Origin of the sequence: Bacillus sp. FJAT-25509 (genome assembly GCF_001420605.1) — a bacterium.
Classification (GTDB): Bacteria; Bacillota; Bacilli; order Bacillales; family Bacillaceae_G; genus Gottfriedia.
Genome location: NZ_LJIZ01000008.1, coordinates 24,132 through 40,630, shown reverse-complemented (window position 1 = coordinate 40,630; position 16,499 = coordinate 24,132). Strand labels below are relative to the sequence as shown.

Here is a 16,499-nt window from a genome sequence, read left to right as displayed (position 1 = left end):
TGTTTTAGGATTACATAGTATTTCTTTTATTAAATCATAAAAAGAAAACACCCTATCTCCTTTAAGGAATAGGGTGTTTTAAAATAGTTACTTAGATTATTTAGTCCAAACCATTGCTCCGCCTGTAATTACACTAGAAGTATAACCTTGAGCATTTACAGTAACATAGTCTGGTGACTCTGAATAGATTTTCGTATTTTCTCCTATTACACCATTACCTGTTAGATTAAAGCTTGCATTTCCGCTAGCCTTCTTATCAACATTTACACCATACCAACTGTTTCCGCTTGTATTTAAATTGTTTGCTGTAACATTTGAGCTATTTACAATTAAACCTGCTGCTGCATTATTTGTTAAAGTGATGTTATTTAAAGTTACATTTGTTGAGCTTACTACATTTATACCACTACCATAGTCAGTTCCTGAACCAGATCCTGTCATTGTGATATTCGCGGCACCTGTCACTTTTAGATTTTCTAGAGTTACAGCTTTATCTCCGCTATTTACTGTAATTAATGATGCATAGCCTTTTGTTCCAGTTGCGTTTGTCCATGGTGCAGTACCTTTTGTAATAACTGTTGAATCTCCTGCTCCAATAATCGTAATTGATTTTTCTATTCTAAGCTGGCTATTTAATTTGTATGTTCCAGCCGGTACTTTGATTGTATCTCCATCTTGTGCGGCATTTACTGCATTTTCAAGGTTTGAGTAATAACTTGTGCTATTTGCATTTGTTAGTTTAATAAAATTTTCTGGAACTTTATTGTTCCATACTGTTGATGTTGTTCCTTCAATAGGATAAGCAGTATAACCTTTTACATCTACTGTTACATTTGTTGATTTATCTGACATGATTGGAGTAGCTTCACTAATCACACTGTTGCCTGTTAAAGTAAAGCTCGCATCTCCACTTGCGCTCTTATCGACATTTACACCATACCAACTGTTTCCACTTGTATTAAAATTGTTAGCTGTAACATTTGAACTGTTTACGATTAAGCCAGCTGCTGCATTGTTTGTTGACTTAACATTATTTAAAGTTACATCTGAAGAACTAACTACATTTATACCGCTTCCATAATCAGTTCCTGAACCAGATCCTGTCATTGTGATATTCGCTGCACCTATTACTGTAATGTTTTGAAGTTTAACTGCTTTATCTCCACTATTTACTGTAATTAATGAGGCATAACCTTTTGTTCCTGTAGTGTTTGTCCAAGATGTAGAACCTTTTTTAATAACTGTTGAATCTCCTGCTCCAATTAAAGTAAGTGCTTTTTCAATTCTAATTTGTTTATTTAATTCGTACGTTCCTTTAGGAATATAAATTGAATCTCCATCTTGAGCGGCATCTACTGCTGATTGGATATCCGTGAAATTACTTGTGCTATTTTGGCTTGATAACATAATGCTATTAGGAATTCCACTTGGATTGCTATTTTCTACTTTATAAATATTTTGATATTTATCTGTGATTTGTATCACTGCTTTTGACGGTGTTGTTAAGTCGTAAGCTGAACTTGTCCACCAATCGTCCTTTACCACTTTATCACTTTGGATAAACTCCGTACTGATCATACCACCGTCGACTTTTAATTGGTCGATTTGAGTACCAGAAGCTGTTTTAGTTGCAATTGTATTTCCCTTTTCATCAATCAACGTAATTTTAATTTCTTTTAATAAGCTAGATGGTAATTCATTTACGTCTAGTTTAAATCCTACTTTATAAGCAAAATATCCAGCATTATAGTTATTTGAAAATTTGAAGTCCTGTACATGTACATAGTCCTCTGAATTTGCGATCATGACTGGTCCAGCAACTACAACTTTTACGCTTGCCTTCTTCGTTGTATCAGCTACAGTACCATAAACAGTATAAGTGCCTGCCTTGCTAAAGTTAGTTTGATTCCATTGAACAGCTTTAGAAACCTTTGTACCGTTTACTAGTGTTACGACTACTGTTTTTGGAAGGGGTACATTTTCTTTGCCGTTAACTTTAATGTCGCTAATATTGCTTATACTTGAAACCTGTAATCCAGCAATTTTCTTTGTAATGTCCGACTTAATGCTAGTCAACTTTGAAATAAAAGCTGATTTAACATTTGCATATTTTAAATTATTTATTGCTTTCAAAGCATCATTATAATGAGCAGTCACTTCAGTGCTTGTTGTTTTTACTGTAACATTACCCTTAAATGCTTCAAATTTTTTAATTGCATCATTTGCACCTTTTTCTGCTTTATCTTCTAATGCTTCATAAGAAACTACTTTGTTGTGTTGACTCGTAATTTGTTTAGTAAATAAGCTTTTCTTTGTTTTATATTTACTCGTTAATTTTGCTACTTCTTTTCTAGCTGTAGATTCTAATGATGCGATTCTTTTTTCATCAGAAGTTTGCTTAGGTAGGCCAGCTTTTACAAATTTATCTGTTGCCTTTGATGCATTTACATAAGTTGTATAAGACGAAGCAGCATACGCTGGGGTTACTGAGGTTGCGACTATAGCAGCGATTACTGTTGAAGATAAAACTTTTCGAACTGACTTAAATTGCTCTTTCACTATGATGTTCCTCCTAAGATGTAGCTAGTTAATTTACTTAATTGAAACGAAAACTACAAACTAACTTAAATAGTTTGTTACATATTTCACAAAACAAATTAAGTTTGTTACTCGTTTCACAAATTTAGTTTACATCCTCGCACTCACATTGTATACAATAATATTAATAAGGCTTAATTTACCATTTTCTTAATTTAATTAGAAGAGCTCCATTTAATAGCAATCATTCAAATTTACATAAGTAAATACAAAAAAATTCTTAATTTAGAAACCTTCTTTCATAAAGAAGGAAAGGCAACGTACCATTGTATACGTTGCCTTTTTTAGATATATTAATTAAATTTTAAAACAGCTCAGTCACATACTCTACTTGCATATCACCAGAGTTTTTTATGAACAAACCCTATTTCTTCACTTTCTCAAGACAAAGTTTTAACACACTATTAAGTAAAACATTCGCCCCTTTAGCACAATCCTCATATGAAGTTAATTCATCTTCACGATGACTATATCCATTTACACTTGGTACAAAAATCATAGCTGTTGGAATATAGGAAGCAATGAATTGAGCATCATGCCCAGCGCCGCTATACATTCGATTTTCTTTATACCCTAACTCTTTGCAAGCATATTCCACAGCATTGACTACTTCTTCATCAAAGTCAACTGTGTCTCGATCCCATAGTCGGGTGGATTTGATTGGACAGCCACTTATATTTACTGGTAATTCTTCAACCATTCGTGTAACTTCTACAATAACACTCGGATCTTTATGTCTCGCCTCTAAAGTAAAGGTTACTTCTGAAGGAATGACCGTATGAATATTTGGATATGCATTTATACGACCGATTGTGTAAACGAGCTCTGAATCTAGTCTTTGTAATTGCTTTTGTAAATCTACCACCACATTAGCAGCAGTGAACATCGGATCTTTACGCATGCTGATTGGCGTCGTACCTGCATGATTGGATTCTCCAAATACAGAGATTTCGTAGCATACCATTCCTAGTACACCTTCTACTACCCCGATTTCTAAGTTTTTCCGTTCCAGTACAGGTCCTTGTTCAATATGTAGTTCGATATACGCGCTAGCTTCTTTTAAGCGATTTGCTTCAGAACCATAGAAACCGCTTTCATTTAATGCTTTTGCAAATGTAATTCCATTTTTATCTGTAGAAGCAATCATCTTCTTTTTATCAAATTTACCTGATAGTACGCCAGAAGACATAAGAGATGGCTCAAACCTTGCCCCTTCTTCATTTGTAAAATTGACAACGGTAATTGGATAATCTAATTCAATCTTTTCATCTATAATTGTATAAACAGTCTCTAAAGCTGTAAGTACACCTAGTACGCCGTCGAAACGTCCTCCCTTTATAACTGAGTCCAAATGGGAACCAATTACAATTGGAGGTAGGTTTTTTTTCCCTGGTAAAGTAGCATACATATTCCCCATATCATCATGCTTTACTGTCATTCCCACTTCTTCACATAACGCTTGAAATTTCTTCCTTACAGCAATATCTTCAGTAGATAATGCTAGTCTAGTTACTCCATTGTTTTCCGTTTTACCATATTCACTAAACAACTCAATTAATCTTTGAAGCCGATTAGCATTCGTCTTGATCATATGAAGGCCTCCTTTAATTATTGGGCAATATCTTCAATAACAATTGCGGATAATTCATTTAGTGAACTAGAATATTCGAGAAAATATTTACTAATTTAAATAAAGTTGTTTCATTAAATAATACGATGGTAACTGCTTTTATAATACTAGGAATTGCATCTTACTTATTCATTCAAAACAAAGACAGAAAGATTATTTATATGAGCCTTTCTATGACTGACATTAAGTGTCCATAATTCAGAAAATTTGTATTATTTTGCTATTTTCCATTGATTTGTGTTAATAAAAAGATATAATTATTTTGAAAACAATTTGTGCAAACGTTTGCAATAAGTAAGCATTACCTACATACATATTTTTATTGCATCTTTTGTATAAACGTTTTCCTAACTTAGAAAGAGAAAGGGGTTTTTTCATGAGGAGAAAACAGAGATCAATATTATCGATTGTTACTGTATTAGGATTAGTTCTCCAGATGTTTCCGGGATTTTTTACAAACGGAACTGTAAAAGCAGCAGAAACGACAGCTAGACAAGTTGTACTTGTAGGAAGCCTTCAAAAGTTGTTAGGAAATTCAGGTGATTGGGACCCATCTTCAAAACAAACAGAAATGGTGTATAAAGGTAATGGTCTCTATACATTTACTGGTACTTTACCAGCTGGAGAATATGAGTACAAAATCGCCATTGGTGGAAACTGGTCAGAAAATTACGGTGAAGGCGGAAATCCTGGCGGCAACAACATTAAACTAACACTATCCGAACAAAAGGATGTCACTTTCTATTATAATGATAACACTCATTCAATTACTGACAGCACTCATTACACTCCAATAGCGGACGAAAGACAACCACGCCTTGTTGGAACAATCCAGCCTGCTATTAATGCAGGGCCAGCTTGGAGCCCAGCAGACTCAACGGCCATATTAAAAGATGATAATTTCAAAAATATCTATTCCTTTACTACAAAAGTGCCAAGCGGTACTTACGAATACAAGATTGTACTAGGAAAAGATTGGACAGAGTCCTACCCTACTTCCAATCTAAAGTTAACTGTACTCTCTGAATCTACTATTACATTTTTCTTTAATAACCAAACAAAAGAAGTTTATACAGATTATAAACCAGCAGGATCTGATGGCTTAATTGATCAGAATGCCCTCTATCATGATTCATGGGATCAAGTATACAAAAAGCCATTTGGGGCCGTTCCAGAAAAGACACCTGTCACCTTCAGGATATCAGCTAAAAAAGGCGATTTAACAAGCGCGAGCCTTTATGTAAAAAACTATAATTCAGGTACAACAAAGGTTTTGACTATGAAGAATGTAGGTTGGTCAAACACAAAAGACAAAGGTGACCTTGAATACTGGGAGGCTACGTTTACTCCGACGGACAAAGGTGTTCATGGGTATAAATTCATTGTCAGAGACCAAGATACAACGGCAGAATATGGAGAAGACACACAAGAAGGTCATACTGGAAAAGCAGTAGATAAAAATGCAAGCCTTTTCCAACTGACAGTATATGACCCTAACTATCAAACCCCAGATTGGATGAAAGAAGCTGTCGTTTATCAAATCTTTCCGGATCGATTTTTTAACGGAAACAAGACAAATGACAATGTAAAGGACAAGGTTGGAGCTCGTGGTAATCAACCAATCGAACATCCCCCTTCTTGGACAAGCTTACCAGATAATCCTTATGAACAAGGAAATGGATCATATACTGGAGACGGTGAGTTTAGTAATGACTTTTATGGAGGTGACATTGCTGGAATCAAAGCAAAGCTTGATTACCTTCAATCACTGGGAGTCAACACACTCTATTTAAATCCGATTGCTCTTGCACCATCCAACCATAAATATGATGCAACAGATTACAAATTAGTGGATCCAATGTTTGGCTCAGAAAAAGAATTTAAAGACTTCACAAAAGAATTAGCAAAACGTAATATGCATTTAATTTTAGACGGTGTTTTTAACCACGTCTCAGATGATTCAATCTATTTTGACCGCTATAACAAATATAAAACAGTTGGTGCATATGAGTACTGGTCTCGTATTTATGATTTGATGAATAATGAAAAACTGTTAGAGGCTACTGCCAAAGAGAAAGCGAAAAAGCAATTTATCTCCGAAGGCCAATCCTTTAGCCCGTACGGTTTTGAAAACTGGTTCCATATTGAAAATGTTAAAGTGCCAAATGAAAAAGTCAACGGTGTTTCATCTGGGGAACATTATAAGTATGAAGGTTGGTGGGGCTATGACAGTCTCCCAGTATTTGAATCAAAAGAAGGTTCAAAGGTAGATCACCCTAGTGAACTTAACAACACTGAATTTGCTAACTATATAATGTATGATAAGGATTCTGTAAGCAAATCATGGATTGATCGCGGTTCTTCTGGCTGGCGTTTAGATGTAGCGAATGAAGTAGACAGCTCATTTTGGCAGGAATTTCGAAAAGAAATTAAATCCAAGAAGATGACAGGCGCAGGTCAAACTCTTCAAAAAGATGAAAAACCACTTATTTTAGGAGAAATTTGGGATGACGCTTCCAAATACTTTTTAGGAGATCAATATGATTCCGTAATGAATTATCGTTTCCGCAGTGCCATACTAGATTATTTAAAGAATGGTAATGCAGAAAATGCACAAAACTCCCTTCTTGCTGTTCAAGAGGATTATCCAAAGGAAGCTTTTTATGCTCTCATGAATCTAATGGGATCTCATGATACTGCACGAGCTATCTTCCTACTAGGCAACGGAACAGATACTTACAATCGAGCTGAACAAGATCCAAACTATAATTACAATGAAGGTGTGAAACGATTAAAGCTAGCCTCTATCCTTCAAATGGGTTATCCTGGTGCACCGACCATTTATTATGGAGATGAAGCGGGTCAAACAGGATCAAAAGATCCAGATGATCGCCGTACGTATCCATGGGGAAATGAAAACCAAGATTTGATTAAACATTATCAAACGATTGGTCAAATTCGAAGTAAAAATTCCGATCTATTTAGTCACGGAGATCTTCACCATATTTATGCTAAAAACGATGTATTAGCTTACGTTCGTACTAAAGGAACAAAATCAGCCCTCATCATCATCAACAGAGGGAAAACTGCACAAACTGTTGAAGTTGACACTAAAACGCTGATTGCGAACGGAATTCGTCTAGAAGACCAATTGGATAAAAAATATGTTGCTACAGTGAAGGATGGCAAGTTAACATTGAGCGTTCCTGCTGAATCAGGAAGAATGTTAATATCCAATAATGAAGTAAAAAATCCACAGTCAGTTAAAAATGTAATTGGGACTGTAGGCTCTAAACAAATTACTTTAAGCTGGACAGGAACTGGCACAAAATTCAATGTTTATCAATCTACTATTGCTGGCGGATTATGGACAAAAGTAAAAGAAACGACGAACACTTCTGTAAACATTTCAGATTTAAATAATGGTCGTAACTACTATTTTTCTGTAACTGCTGTAGATGCTAACGGGAACGAATCTGAACCTGCAGTCTCAGTTGGTCTCGTACCTCACTACGATGTTAGCAAAGCTAGCGTGGCCAACATGACAGCCTTAGCTAATCAGGAGCTGAATTTAGCGCTTGATTCTACTGTTAAAGCAACTTTTTACTTGCAAGGTGCAACAGAAACAGGTCCAGCTGAAGGAGTTACAGCCGAGCTTCAAGTAAGAATGAAAGGCCAGACTGCTTGGGAATCATACCAAACTCTATATAATGGTCAGTCTCAAGAAAATCAAGCTAATGAGTTTCAAGGTAGCTTCACACCATTAGAGGCTGGCATATATGAATACAGAATGGCCTTCACACCTAATTTAGGTAATACATGGGTATACTCTGAAACAAAAGAAGTGAATTATACACGTAGCACTTTAGATACTACGCCCCCTGCTAGTAAGGTCACTTTGGAGACACCAATTAAAGAGTCTGGTCAAGTTAACTTGAACTGGAAACTTACGCAGCCAGATCAGCCATATAAAGCAGTCATTTATCGTGACGGTCATTTACTTACTTCAGTAAACGGGGACACTACTACCTTACGTGATTATCAGGTCACAAACGGTACAGCATATAACTACCAAATCCGTGTCTTTGATCAAGCAGGGAACTATGTGGATTCAAATACTGTAAGTGTTACACCAGATATTGTCATGGTACAAGTCACATTTAAGGTACATGCACCAGATGACACACCATTGTCAGCACAAATGAATATACCTAACAGCTTAAATGGTTGGAATACAGGTGCATGGTCAATGAGCCGAAATGGCGCTGTTACACCAGATTGGGAATATACAGTTGAGCTTGAAGAAGGAACTGAAATTACCTACAAATATACGAGAGACAACACATGGGATCACGAAGGGTTAGCAGACCATACACCATCTGATCCATCAGACGATGATATCAGTTACTACGGTTACGGTGCGACTGGAACTGATATGAAAATAGTTGTTTCAAACCAAGGTGGCAACAAAATGACTGTTCAAGATACAATTTTACGCTGGATTGATAAGCCACTTGTAGTAAGCCAAATTGATGTAAATGGTTCAACTTTAACTGTCAAAGGGAATTCAATTAAAGGAGCTAACCTCACAATCAACGGGGAAAAAGTAACTACCGATAATGAGATGAAATTCACTCAATCTATTAATCTAAAAGAAGGGCAGACACAAGTACCAGTACACATTGAACCAACTGATACAACCAAATCCACGATTTTTAAAGGTGATGGCGATTCGATCAACAAAAACACTAAAAACTATGTGATTGATGTTGTTAATAAGACGATTAGTGAGTCGAAATAAATAGAAACGGAAAAGGTCTGCTGAGTTTGGCAGACCTTTCTAGGGTTAATTTTGTTAAATTATTTTTAGGTCCCTTTATATGGGACCTTTACGCTCATTAATCTCTACTAATATAGAGTGAATAGCTCTCCAAATTCGTATATCCAGAGAAATTTCAAATTTTTTTAACTGGGACTTGAATTTCAAACATCACTTCATTCGGATTATCCGTTACGGTAATATCCACCACCATGATCTGCAATGCGCCACCAATAATACGATAGCCTGTTTCATGAAGGTATGTAAATAATTTATTTAAGCTTTTACTGCGATTCCTTAATAATTCCCCATTATAGCGGATGCATGCAAATAACCCTTCAGGAATCATTTTCAGATACTCTTTTTGTATTTTTTCATCCTTTTTCGCTACAACAAATATCACTGAGGGCTCTTCAAACCGTTTATCCTTAATGTCATCTTCTTCGATGATAATGCCCAAGCGATTACTCGCGAGAATGGGTGCCTTCTCTGTTAGCATGGTTTCCAACCGGATAATACTGTAACAAAGTTCCAAATTACTATTAATTTTTTCATTTAAAGTAATTAACTTTCTACTTTTTATTTCGCGAAAGATAATCTCTTGAAATGCTTCTTTTCTTGAAATATTGTCTAAATAGGCTATTTTTTCTTTGATGTTTACTTCTATCTCGGTTAATTCCTTTAGTTTCGAAACAAGTTCAGCATGTTTGGCTTTAAGAATCTCACTTGATTTCTTAAAATTTCGTTGATTGAAATACTGTTTAATTTCATCTGTGCTCATCCCAATTTGACGAAGCTCTTTGATGGTTCCAAGGATCTCGTACTGAAAAATGGAGTAGTATCGGTATCCTGTTTCGGGATCAACAAATTTCGGTTTAAATAAATCAATTCGGTCATAATGACGCAAAGCCTCTGTCGTCATTCCTCTTAACTTGGCTATCTCACTTATCGTTAACCTTTCTTTCATAAAAACACCACCGTTTCCGAGAGTTAGAATAGAAGAAAAATGCTAAAACAAATTCTATTGACTTTTGTGTAACACAAAGCTTTACTATGATTATACACAATATTCAGATTAATCCGAATGAATAAATAAGGGTGGTGATAAAAATAGAAGATTTTTTGTTTAGTAGAGAACCCCAAGTATAACCTCATTGACCTCTGTAAGATTGAAAAGAAACAATGTTTAGAGCTAAAAGACCCTATTAAATTCGTAAAGGAGATATGGAACTTGGCTGAAAAAATAACGCTTAGAAGATCACTTACATTGTTTCACGTTGTTTTTTTAGGTTTAGCATGGAATAATCCGATGGTTTTCTTTAACACTTATGGCATTGCAGCGAATAGTTCTAAGGGAGTGCTGGCGGGTGCGTATGCAATTGCATTTATGGCGATTGTTTTTACTGCATTAAGCTATGGAAAGATGGCAAAGGCTCACCCGGTTTCAGGTTCAGCTTATACTTATACTCAGAGGTCGATGAATTCCGAAACCGGCTTTATGATTGGCTGGACCATTTTATTAGATTATTTACTGACACCGATGATTACCTGTCTTATGTCCGCTGTATTTTTAACATCGCAATTTCCACAAGTTCCATTTTGGCTTTGGATTGTAATCCTAAATATCGGCATTACGATCATTAGTTATATTGGTATAAACGTTTCAGCAAATACAAGCAAGATTTTTGTGATCGCCCAAATCCTTTTTATAATTGTCTTTGCATTCTTAACGATAAAAAGCGTCTTAAACGGAATGGGTACAGGTACACTTTTAGCAGTTGAACCTTTCTTTAAATCAAATGTTTCAACTTCTGTTCTCCTGTCTGGAGCTTCCATTCTCTGCTTCAGCTTTCTAGGATTTGATTCTGTTACAACATTGTCTGAGGAAACCATTAATCCTGAAAAAACGATCCCTAAAGCAATTTTTGTCATGATGGTGATTATGGGTTTAATCTACATTGGTTCCTCCTATCTGGCTCAGATTGTCTTTCCTGGATATGCCTTCAAAAACACTGATTCTGCGGCGCTAGAGCTCGTAAAAATGGTTGGTGGCAATTTATTTAGCTCTTTATTCATAACGGTTATGATAATTGGTAATTTTACTTCAGGTGTTTCCTCTGTTACAAGCGTATCTCGAGTGCTATATGTAATGGGACGCGATTCTGTTTTACCTAAAAAGACATTTGGATACATACATCCACGATTTAGAACACCAACTGCTAATATTCTTATTGTTAGTTTAATTTCTATGTTAGGGACTGTCCTAAGCCTTGATACAGCGATCACTTTTATAAATTTCGGAGCTCTTATTGCATTTACTTTTGTCAATCTTTCTGTAATCGCTCACTATTATATTAAAAATTGTAAGCGTTCTCCCAAAGGGACTATTCAGTACTTAATTTTCCCTTTAATTGGGGCAGGATTCATCTTATGGCTATGGTCCTATTTGAATATAAATGCGTTAATTTTAGGGGTCAGCTGGATGGCAGTTGGGTTTTTATATCTGACTTTCTTGACAAAATTCTTCCGTCAACGTCTTCGAAAACTACATTTTGATGAAATGAATGATGAATTTATGTTAATGGAAGGTAAAGAGAAAAATATTCCAGTCCATTCATAATAGTATGTAGTAGGAAAAGGAAGCGAATAAAATAAAAAACTGGATTTCCCATTTGTGTTTAAGGAATCTAGTATCCAAAGGACTCCTCAAAATTTGTGGAGTTCCTTTTATTTTTGCTCATTAAAACAAAGAGCCAAAGGGATCTAAAACAGGCTATAATGAAAAACTTGAGTACACAGTAGCATTTGTAGTAAATCATTATGAAATAGAGCGTTCAGGATTGGGGTGTTTTGAGTGAATAGTTTAATAAATTACAGGACAATTATTTACGCTAACTCGATAACAATGTGATTAAGTTATGAGAAAGTAACGGTCCACCTTGTATCCCCAGTAAAACCAATTTATTTATGGCGTTTATGAACACTTCCTCATACACGTTAGGGCACTAATTTAAACCATTTTCCTAAGACGCTGACAGAACAACATCCGTTTGTTCGATTCCTACAATATGAAAATTTGATTCCCATAACTTTATTAAGGCTGAAGCAGCGCGTAAAACCAGGCAAAATTTACTCGTACTCCTGGGTGAAACTGAACAGAACTTCCATTTTTGCATGCAAAAAGGACAGGCAAGGGTAGTTTTTCCCCTTCACTGTCCTTTTAGCTAGAACTTTCTCCCCTTTTGGTGACGAAACGAATCCGTTTAAAATAACATTTCGTTCTTCTCTTTTCCGTATTTTTTATTCCCTTTTATCTCTTTTTCCTTTAATACATAGCTGAGTAAGTCTAGTACAATACGGGCTGCTACTTGTCCGGTCATGCCAGTAGGATCATATTGCGGAGCAACTTCTACTAAATCAAAACCGATGACCTCTCCTCTTTTGGAAATCCCTTCAAGCAATTCATTAACCTCATCGTAGAGGAGACCACCTGGAGAAGGCGTTCCTGTTCCAGGTGCAATGGATGGATCGATACCGTCAATATCAATTGTTACATAATATTTTTCGCCGGCAGGAACTAGCTCCAGCACTTCCTTAAGTCCCATCTTTCTCATCTGCCGCGGCGATAGGATCACGCTGCCATACGATCTTGCTGCTTCGACGTCTTCTTTTTTGCTGCTGCTGATCCCGCGAATGCCAAATTGAAATATTTTCTGAACATGATCTAGTTCTGATAAGCGGCGAATGCAATTTCCATGACCATACCGCATTCCAGAGCGATGGTCTGCCCAGTCTAAATGGGCATCAATTTGAATCACATGAAACGGACCTATATCTTCTAGTCCCTTTCCGACTGCTGCTGTGATAGAATGATCACCGCCTAATACAACCGGCATAGCACCTTTAGAAATGATTTTTCGGATAGCTTCTTCTGTATTCTCATGGCATTGCATAATATCCCCGTGTACCATGTCTACATCACCGCAATCGGCGACTTTCCATTCTGGCCCAAGGTACATAATGTCGTTTTCAATGTCATAAGCACCATCCAGACCGAAACTATATAATGTAGAGCCTTCGCGAATTCCTCTAGGGCCCATTCTTGCTCCTGATTTCCATTGTGTACCCATGTCATTAGGCACCCCGATGACCGCCACATCTGCATCAAGCTCATCCAGGTTCGCACATATTGGATATTTTCCAAAAGTACAAATGCCTGTAAAAGGTAAATTTAATACCTGCTTTTCATCCCGATTAGACATTCATGCTACCTCCTTCCAAATTTTTATCCTCGCTTCTTTATGAAATATTTTCTGCCGGATGACCATTTCTTAACTGAGGATTTTACATTTTGCTTCGATCCATTTTACACATTAATTTAATTTTTAATAAAAGTGGTGTTTTTAACCTCATAAGTTTTTTGAAATAAGTTCAGATAATCTTTCTCTGTCAAATCTCTTGAATTGGCTTGAGTACACAAATGTTTATAGGCTCCTTCCGCTAGGAAAGGGAAGTCTTTGGGATTTACATTCCCTAAATCTTGGAAGCTAGGGATACCAATTTTATTTGCCAGCCCTTTTAACAACGCAACACCCTCGTATGCAGTTTCTTCCATTGTTTTTCCTTCTGGATTTGCCCCAAGTTTGATTGCTACCATAGCGTGCTTTTCTGGATTGGATGGAATATTAAATTCAAATACATGTGGAAGAAAAATAGAATTCGCTACACCATGTGGAGTATCATAAAGTCCTCCGAGTGGTTCAGCCATCGCATGTACTGCCCCAAGATCCGTGTTATCAAAGGCGATTCCCGCAACTAAACTGCCCAATAGCATATTTTTCCTAGCTTCTAAATCGTGGCCATTTTCAACTGCTAATGGAAGATATTTTGCTATTAATTCTATTGCATATAGTCCTAAAGCATCTGATAGTGGTTGTGCAACTTTGCAGGTATAAGCTTCGATTGCATGTGTGAGTGCATCCATTCCTGTAGCGGCTGTAATTGATTTAGGCAATGTTAGCGTCAATTCAGGGTCGACAAGTGCTAGTTTAGGAGCGATTTTCAAATCTAGTATCGCCTCCTTCTGTTTTGTCACGGTATCGGTAATGACAGAACCTCTTGTAACTTCACTACCGGTGCCTGAAGTTGTGGGAATACAAATTAATGGTGGAATTTCACGTTCCAGTAAATTTACGCCGTAACGTTCTCTTAGCTCTCCTCCGTTTGTAAGTAGTGTTCCAATTGCTTTGGCTGTATCCATCGAACTTCCGCCACCGAGACCAATTAAAAGATCAATGTTCTCGTTTTTAAACTGTTGATAAGCACTCTCGCAATCTACATCTTTTGGATTTGGAGCTATTTTATCGTAAACAATATAATTGACACCTTCTTGATCTAATGACTGTGTGATTTTATCCAAGATTCCTGTTTGTGCAAGACCTTTATCGGTAATAATAAGGGCTTTATTTCCACCTAATTCTTTAGCTCTTTTCCCAATATTCTTTACTGTTCCATTCCCAAACTCTATAGAAGTAGGCAGATTAAAATGAAAATCCCATAACATAATAAATTCCTCCTCGTTTTTTGAATATTTAGAATTTATAACTGATTTTTTTCCTCGATTTAATGGCTAAACCATTCAGTTGGCTTAACATCTAAATTTATATTAATTTGTTTTACTTCAGTAAACGTATCTAAGCCAAAGGTTCCTAACCCGCGTCCAATCCCGCTCTGCTTGTAACCTCCCCACGGTGCTTCATTATAGGCAAGGTTATATGCATTAACATAGGTAATTCCGGCTCTTACTTTTTTAATAACCCTCAAAGCTTTTGCGCCATCTTGTGAAAAAACACCTGCAGCAAGACCGTATGAAGTATCATTTGCCAGTTGGATGGCTTCCTCTTCATCTTTAAACTTTTGAACGACAAGAACTGGCCCAAAAATTTCTTCCTGAACAATTCTCATGTCAGGTTTAGTATCAACAAATATTGCTGGCTCAATGAAGTAACCATTTTCAAGCCCTTCGCTAGAAATACGGTTTCCACCACAAGCTAATGTTGCTCCTTCGTCTACCCCAATTTGAATATATTCAAGAATCTTCTTCATATGGTCTTCACTTACAAGCGGTCCCATTTCTGTAGAAGAATCATCCCCAGGGCCAACCTGAATCTTTTTCGCTCTTTCTACCAATCTAGCAATAAACTTATCATGGATGCTCTCTTCTAACAGCAAACGGGATCCTGCATTACATACTTGGCCGGTATTTGTAAAAATTCCATTCAGAGTATAATCGATGGCTGTCTCAAAATCAGCGTCTGCAAAAACAATATTTGGTGACTTGCCGCCTAACTCGAGTGAAATGTTTTTAATATTTCCTGTTGCAGAATTCATAATGCTTCTACCCGTTGCTGTACTACCTGTAAAAGATATCAGATCTACCTTTTGACTTTCCGCTATTTCATTTCCTACTGTTGAACCACCTCCCAAAACTAGGTTTACAACACCAGCTGGTATTCCAACTTCTTCCATGATTTCAAATAATTTGTAAGTAGTGACTGGAGTGATTTCAGCAGGTTTAAAAACAAGCGTATTTCCCGCAGCAAGCGCAGGGGCTATTTTCCAAGCTCCCGTCAACAATGGAAAATTCCATGGGGCAATAAGTCCGCATACACCGACAGGTTCCCGAATAACCATGGCTTGGACAGGATCGGCAACAGAATAGGTTTGACCATTTGGCTTAGTCACTAGCCCTGCATAATATCGAAAGCAATTCACGGTATCAGCAAGATCAAACTCTGATTCTTTAAGGGGTTTTCCCATATTCTCTGTTTCAAGTTTGCTTAGCTCTTCTGCCTTTTCTTCAATCTTATCTGCTATTTTAAATAAATAAGAAGCACGTTCAGATGCCGGTAATTCTGACCAAATTCCTGAGTCAAAAGCTGTTCGTGCTGCATTAATTGCCATTTGGGCCTCTTCTCTACTCCCGCGTGGAGACTCAGCCATGATTTTACCGTTTGCGGGATTCACAGCATGACTCTTTTCTCCGCTTATTGAATCCATCCATTCACCATTAATAAACATTTTCAACTTTAACATTTTGATAAACCTCCAATATGTTATTTTTACATTGCCTGTAGAGATAACCTCACAGTCGATGCCTAGGATATTATTTGAGATTAATAGATTATTTCATAAAGGTATAAGATAGGTTAAGCTTTTCCCCATCTTACCTTTGCTGAAAAGAATAGCCATAAACGTAATATCATACGCGTCTGCTAGTGCGCCATTCACTAGCGCTTACTTCTTCTTTAACCCCCTCCATATTAATAAATTTAATTATCAAATCATTTTGAAGATTTAGTATTTTTAGTGTAAACCTTGTTGTTACACAAAGGTCAATAAGTGTTTTTTATTTTTTTCATGAGATAATTCCTATGAAAATAAAGGGAAAAT

Annotated in this window: 8 protein-coding genes; 2 read left to right on the top strand and 6 right to left on the bottom strand. The window is 36.5% G+C overall.

The genetic code is table 11. The features are described from left to right. Positions 1-96: 96 nt before the first annotated feature. Both AN960_RS05435 and AN960_RS05430 read right to left on the bottom strand, forming a co-directional pair. A complete protein-coding gene (locus tag AN960_RS05435; RefSeq protein ID WP_056467977.1) occupies positions 97-2,559 on the bottom strand; it encodes a glycosyl hydrolase family 28-related protein in 2,463 nt (820 codons plus the stop codon). A gap of 403 nt (positions 2,560-2,962) precedes the next feature. After that, positions 2,963-4,189, bottom strand: a complete 1,227-nt coding sequence (locus tag AN960_RS05430) for a Zn-dependent hydrolase (protein WP_056467976.1) — start codon at positions 4,187-4,189, stop codon at positions 2,963-2,965. Positions 4,190-4,604: 415 nt separating this feature from the next. Between AN960_RS05430 and AN960_RS05425 the strand changes: the two genes are divergently transcribed. Then, a complete protein-coding gene (locus tag AN960_RS05425) occupies positions 4,605-9,029 on the top strand; it encodes a pullulanase X25 domain-containing protein (protein ID WP_056467975.1) in 4,425 nt (1,474 codons plus the stop codon). Between the two features lie 154 nt (positions 9,030-9,183). On the opposite strand, the gene AN960_RS05420 is transcribed toward AN960_RS05425, so the two are convergent. Continuing rightward, positions 9,184-10,014, bottom strand: coding sequence for a MerR family transcriptional regulator (locus tag AN960_RS05420; protein ID WP_056467972.1), 831 nt, complete (start codon positions 10,012-10,014; stop codon positions 9,184-9,186). 264 nt (positions 10,015-10,278) lie between these two features. Between AN960_RS05420 and AN960_RS05415 the strand changes: the two genes are divergently transcribed. Beyond that, complete coding sequence (locus AN960_RS05415; protein ID WP_056467969.1) at positions 10,279-11,667, top strand: APC family permease; 1,389 nt, start codon at positions 10,279-10,281, stop codon at positions 11,665-11,667. A 643-nt stretch (positions 11,668-12,310) separates the two neighbouring features. On the opposite strand, the gene speB is transcribed toward AN960_RS05415, so the two are convergent. From speB to AN960_RS05400, 3 genes are all read right to left on the bottom strand, one after another. After that, the gene (speB, locus tag AN960_RS05410; RefSeq protein WP_056467966.1) at positions 12,311-13,309 is read right to left on the bottom strand and encodes an agmatinase; all 999 of its coding nucleotides are present in this window, start codon (positions 13,307-13,309) and stop codon (positions 12,311-12,313) included. Between the two features lie 116 nt (positions 13,310-13,425). Then, positions 13,426-14,610: an iron-containing alcohol dehydrogenase gene (locus AN960_RS05405; RefSeq protein WP_056467961.1), complete on the bottom strand. Its 1,185-nt coding sequence runs from the start codon at positions 14,608-14,610 to the stop codon at positions 13,426-13,428. A gap of 59 nt (positions 14,611-14,669) precedes the next feature. Beyond that, positions 14,670-16,142 (bottom strand): aldehyde dehydrogenase family protein, encoded by a 1,473-nt coding sequence (locus tag AN960_RS05400; RefSeq protein ID WP_056467956.1) that lies wholly within the window; start codon positions 16,140-16,142, stop codon positions 14,670-14,672. Between the last annotated feature and the right edge of the window lie 357 nt (positions 16,143-16,499).

What these genes read in the sequence shown, in the direction of transcription:
- AN960_RS05430 (WP_056467976.1), bottom strand. Translation starts at nt 4,189, where the DNA reads ATGATCAAGACGAATGCTAATCGGCTTCAAAGATTAATTGAGTTGTTT.
- AN960_RS05425 (WP_056467975.1), top strand. Translation starts at nt 4,605, where the DNA reads ATGAGGAGAAAACAGAGATCAATATTATCGATTGTTACTGTATTAGGA.
- AN960_RS05420 (WP_056467972.1), bottom strand. Translation starts at nt 10,014, where the DNA reads ATGAAAGAAAGGTTAACGATAAGTGAGATAGCCAAGTTAAGAGGAATG.
- speB (WP_056467966.1), bottom strand. Translation starts at nt 13,309, where the DNA reads ATGTCTAATCGGGATGAAAAGCAGGTATTAAATTTACCTTTTACAGGC.
- AN960_RS05405 (WP_056467961.1), bottom strand. Translation starts at nt 14,610, where the DNA reads ATGTTATGGGATTTTCATTTTAATCTGCCTACTTCTATAGAGTTTGGG.
- AN960_RS05400 (WP_056467956.1), bottom strand. Translation starts at nt 16,142, where the DNA reads ATGTTAAAGTTGAAAATGTTTATTAATGGTGAATGGATGGATTCAATA.